The organism is Streptomyces spongiae (assembly GCF_009377185.1).
In the GTDB taxonomy this organism is placed as follows: domain Bacteria; phylum Actinomycetota; class Actinomycetes; order Streptomycetales; family Streptomycetaceae; genus Streptomyces; species Streptomyces spongiae.
The window spans coordinates 1-4533 of record NZ_VJZC01000718.1; the positions used below are offsets into that span (position 1 = coordinate 1).

The 4533-nt window shown below is 72.2% G+C and carries 3 protein-coding genes; 2 read left to right on the forward strand and 1 reads right to left on the reverse strand.

What is annotated here, in order from left to right; all coding sequences use genetic code 11:
* Positions 1-86: 86 nt before the first annotated feature.
* Positions 87-1727 (reverse strand): MFS transporter, encoded by a 1641-nt coding sequence (locus FNH08_RS45245; protein ID WP_152777388.1) that lies wholly within the window; start codon positions 1725-1727, stop codon positions 87-89.
* A 269-nt stretch (positions 1728-1996) separates the two neighbouring features.
* On the opposite strand from FNH08_RS45245, the gene FNH08_RS45250 reads away from it, so the two are divergent.
* Together FNH08_RS45250 and FNH08_RS45255 are read left to right on the forward strand one after the other, a co-directional pair.
* The gene (locus tag FNH08_RS45250; RefSeq protein WP_322726486.1) at positions 1997-3208 is read left to right on the forward strand and encodes a mannosyltransferase family protein; all 1212 of its coding nucleotides are present in this window, start codon (positions 1997-1999) and stop codon (positions 3206-3208) included.
* A 249-nt stretch (positions 3209-3457) separates the two neighbouring features.
* The gene (locus tag FNH08_RS45255; RefSeq protein ID WP_322726487.1) at positions 3458-4468 is read left to right on the forward strand and encodes a phosphatase PAP2 family protein; all 1011 of its coding nucleotides are present in this window, start codon (positions 3458-3460) and stop codon (positions 4466-4468) included.
* Positions 4469-4533: the final 65 nt, after the last annotated feature.

Here is a 4533-nt window from a genome sequence, read left to right on the forward strand (position 1 = left end):
CTTTTAGGGGCGCGGGGCTGTGTCAATTTGCGGCTCCGCCGCGTGGGCGCGAGCAACCACGACGTACCCGCAGCCGCCCACCCACCTCAACTCACGGACGACTCCGCCCGCACCTTCCCGTTCGCCCCGCGAGGCTCCCCCCGGGGCGCGGGCACCGGAGCGACATCCGCCGAGCCCGCCGCAGGCGCCCCGCACTCCATGTGCCGCGGCAGCCGCAGCGCCATCACCGCGCCCAGCACCAGCAACACCGCGCTGACCAGCAACGTCACATGCAGCCCGTGCACGAAGGAGTCCCGCGCGGCGCGGCGCAGCGCCTCGCCCGACGAACCGCCCAGCCGCCCGGCCACCTCGTACGCCTCGCCCAGGGAGTGCCCGGCCGCCGCCGAGGCCGACGCCGGGACGCCGGGCACGCCGGAGAGTCCGGGCGCGTACGCCGCGTTCATCACGCTGCCGAGCAGGGCGATCCCGATGCCCGCGCCGAGCTGGTACGAGGTCTCGCCGATGGCCGCGGCCCCGCCCGCCTGGGCCTGGGGCGCCTCGCTGAGCATCGACTCGTACGCCCCGAAGAGCGTCGTCTCCAGGCCGAACCCGAGCAGGATGAAGCCGACGAGCAGCAGGACGGGGTTGTCCTGGTCGCCCATCACGGTCAGCAGGACGACCGAGGCCGCCGTGAGGCCGAAGCCCGAGGAGACCATGCGACGGGGACCGAAGCGGCGCAGCATGTGCGACCCGACCAGCCCGGCCGCCATGGCCGCGATCGTGAGCGGCAGCAGCCTGAGGCCCGTCTCCAGCGGGGACAGCCCCAGCACCAGCTGCAGATACTGCGCCGCGATCAGCTCCAGGCCCACCAGCGCCAGCATGGCGAGCACGATGCAGCCGACGGACGTGCTGAACGCGGGGCGTGCGAACATCCGCAGGTCCACCAGGGGGTGGGCGCGCCGCCGCTGCCGCCGTACGAAGGCGGCCACCAGCCCGGCGCCCAGCACCAGGGGCAGCAGCGTGTACAGGTCGAACGGGCTCTCCCCGCCGCCGAGCCGCTTCACCCCGAGGACGACGCCGAAGAGACCGGCGGCGGCCATCAGCGCGCCGACCACGTCCCAGGGCCCGTCGCGGTCACCGGTCGACTCGGGCAGCAGCATGCGCCCGATCGGCAGGCTGACGAGCATCAGCGGGATGTTGACGAGGAAGACCGCGCCCCACCAGAAGTGCTCCAGCAGGAAGCCGCCGAGCAGGGGTCCGACGGCGGCGCCGACCGCTGCCACGCCGGTCCAGACGCCGATCGCCATCGCCCGCTCACGCCGGTCGGGGAACACCTGCCGCAGGATCGACAGCGTCGCGGGCATGATCATTGCGCCGCCGACGCCGAGCAGCGCCCGGGCCCCGATCAGCACCGGGGCGTTGTCGGCGAAGGCCGCCAGGCCCGAGGCGACGCCGAAGAGCGCGTATCCGAGGAGGAGGACCCGTCTGCGGCCGATCCGGTCGCCCAGCGTGCCGAAGAGGATCAGCAGCGAGGCGCACACGAGCGGGTAGACGTCGACGATCCAGAGCAGCTCGACGCCGCTGGGCTTGAGGTCCTCCGTGACGGCCGGCACCGCGACGTGCAGCACGGTGGCGTCGACAGCCACGAGCAGCAGGCTGGCGCAGAGGACGACGAGGACGACCCAGCGGTTGGCACCGTCCCCGGCCGCCCGACGGCACCGCGCAGCAGCCGTGGTCGTCCCGGACATGTACGTACCTCCCAGATGATCCCTCGCGTTCGGCGGGCCTCGGGGTGGGGACTCCCCGACGGCTATGGCCCGGGAGGAGCGGTGTCCCAGGCCCGCGCAACAAAGGCGAGTGAGTCGTCAGGGTACGCGAGATCTCGCCAGTGGCACGTGGTGGGCCTCTCATGGAACGTTCGGACAGCGTGTGGCGTGCGCCACGCTCCCCTCCCCCGCCACCGGCCGACACGCCCGAAAAGGCCACCCGGTTCCGGGCGGCCCCGATAATCGAGCGCGTGACCGATCTTGCAACGCGCCCGGCGCCGCTCCTCCTCTCAAGGGCCGCCCCCGCGCTCCTCGGGTACGCCGCGGTGCGCGCCCTGGGTCTCGTCGCCCTCGCCGTGTGGAGCGCGGCGCGCGACAAGAGCGCGCACACCCTGCTGTCGGCCCGCTGGGACTCGCTCTGGTACGTCAGGGTCGCGGACCTGGGCTACGGCTACGAGGTCCGCCTCCCTAACGGCGACGTCCACTCGAACCTGGCCTTCTTCCCGCTGCTGCCCTGGCTGGAGCGCGCCGTGTCGGCGGTGACCTCACTGTCGTACGCGGACGCGGGCCTCGTCGTCAGCACGCTCGCCTCGCTGACCGCGGCCTGGGGGATCTTCGCCGTGGCGGACCACGTGTACGCAGAAAAGAAGGCGCGAAGCGCGGCCTTGGAAGGGCGGTGGTGGGAGACGGGCGGGCGTGTCGGGGTCTGCGCGGTGCTGGTGTGGGCCGTGCTGCCCGTCGGGATCGTGCAGTCGATGGCGTATTCCGAGTCGCTGTTCACCGCGCTCGCCGCCTGGGCGCTGTACGCGGTCCTGACCGGCCGCTGGGTGGCCGCGGGCACGCTCGCCGCGTTCGCCGGGCTGACCCGTCCGGTGGGCCTGGCGGTGGTCGCGGCGGTGTGGGTGGCGGCGCTGGCTCCCTCGTTCGTACGGGATCGGAGGGTGCCGGAACCGAACGGCGCCCCCGCGTGGCGGCGCGCCCTGGGCATGCTGCTCGCGCCGGTCGGCGCCGCCGGGTACGTGCTGTGGGTGGGCCACCGCACGGGCAAGGGCCCGCTCGGGTACCTGGACGTGCAGGCGGGCTGGCGCAACGGTTTCGACGGGGGGTACGCCTTCGCCCGGTTCGTCGCCGACAAGTTCACGTCGTTCCCGTCGGCCCTCGCCGGCGTCGGCCTGGTCGTCGGGGTCGGGCTGGTGGTCTGGCTGTACGTGGTGGGCGTCCGGCAGGGGCAGCCGCTGCCGCTGCTGGTCTACACGGGGGTCGTGGTCGCGCTCGCCCTCTGCGCGTCCAGCTACTTCGGCTCGAAACCGCGCCTGCTGATGCCCGCCTTCCCCTTGCTGCTGCCACTCGCCAGGGCCCTGGCCACGCCGCGTACGACCAGGTCCGCGTCGGCCCTCGGGGCAGTCGCGGTGGCGTCCGCGCTCTACGGGGCGTTCTGGCTCAATGGCTCCGGTCCGCCCTGACCGGTCCGCTCACCCTGGGCGAACGTTCTGTGAGCGGATGGAGAAGTCCACACCAGCAATCGGTGAACGAATCCAAAAGCACCATAAAACCAGGATGCCGAATGATCAGTGGAATTGAAGGCAGCGCGCCCCGCTGATTACGGATTCCATGAAAATAAACCTCCGCTGAGAGCAATCCCACATCACATCGTCATCACAAAGCGAGGGAATCGCACCGGAAGAGAGCTCACTCGCTGTAACGTCGCGTGAGTGCGTACCGAACGATTGCTGACCCGCATGGAGCGGGTCTTCGAGCGACTGGACCGTGAGCCGGAACGACCGGCCCACATCGATGTGCCGGTGATGAGCCGGCACAGGGTGGTGCTCTTCCTGGCCACCCTGGCCTTCTACGCGGCCATCGTGTGGGCCGTGGTCATCACCTCGTGGCTGGTCCGCCTCGACTGGCAGGTCATGTTCTTCCGCCCGTACCAGCAGTGGCCGGAGATCCACGCGTTCCTGGACTACTACGTGGTCCTGGGCCAGCGCGGTCCCACCGCCGTGATGGTGTCGGCGTGGCTGGGCTGGCGCTCCTGGCGGCAGCACACCCTGCGCCCACTGCTCGCGCTGGGCGTGTCCCTGCTGCTGCTGAACATCACCGTCGGCGCCGCCAAGATCGGCATGGGCCGCCTCGGGCCGCACTACGCGACCTCGATCGGCTCGAACGAGATGTGGCTGGGCGGCGACATATTTCCTTCGGGCCACACCGCGAACGCCGTCGTGACCTGGGGCATCCTCGCCTATCTGGCCTCCACGCCGGCAGCCCGGCGCTGGCTGTCCGCGCTGTCCGCCGTGACCTCGCTCGGTGTGGGCCTGACCACGGTCTACCTCGGCACACACTGGCTGAGCGACGTCGTGCTTGGCTGGGCCGCCGGTCTGCTGATCCTGCTGGCGCTGCCCTGGTTCGAGCCCCTCATCGCCCGGGCCGAGGCCCGGATCCTGTCGCTGCGGGACACCTGGCTCGCCCGTCCGGGCACGGCCACCGCGCCTGCCGCGGCACCGATCGGGGCCTCCGCGCTGCGGACGCCCACCCACGAGTCCGCCGGGGGCCAGGACCCGTCCATCGCGGCCCGGTCCGCCCGGCCGCCGCTGCACCGGGCGTCGGGCCCGCACACCACACGCTCGGAGCGCATCCCGGTCACCCCGGCCGGCAGCCGCCGGCCGCCGCACTCCGACCGGATGCCACGAGGGACGACATCGGCACGCCCGGTCCCGGGCGGCTGACACGAGACAGCGGGGCCGGTACGCACAGCCACACCCCCGCACGGCGAAGGCCCGGCTCCCTGAGG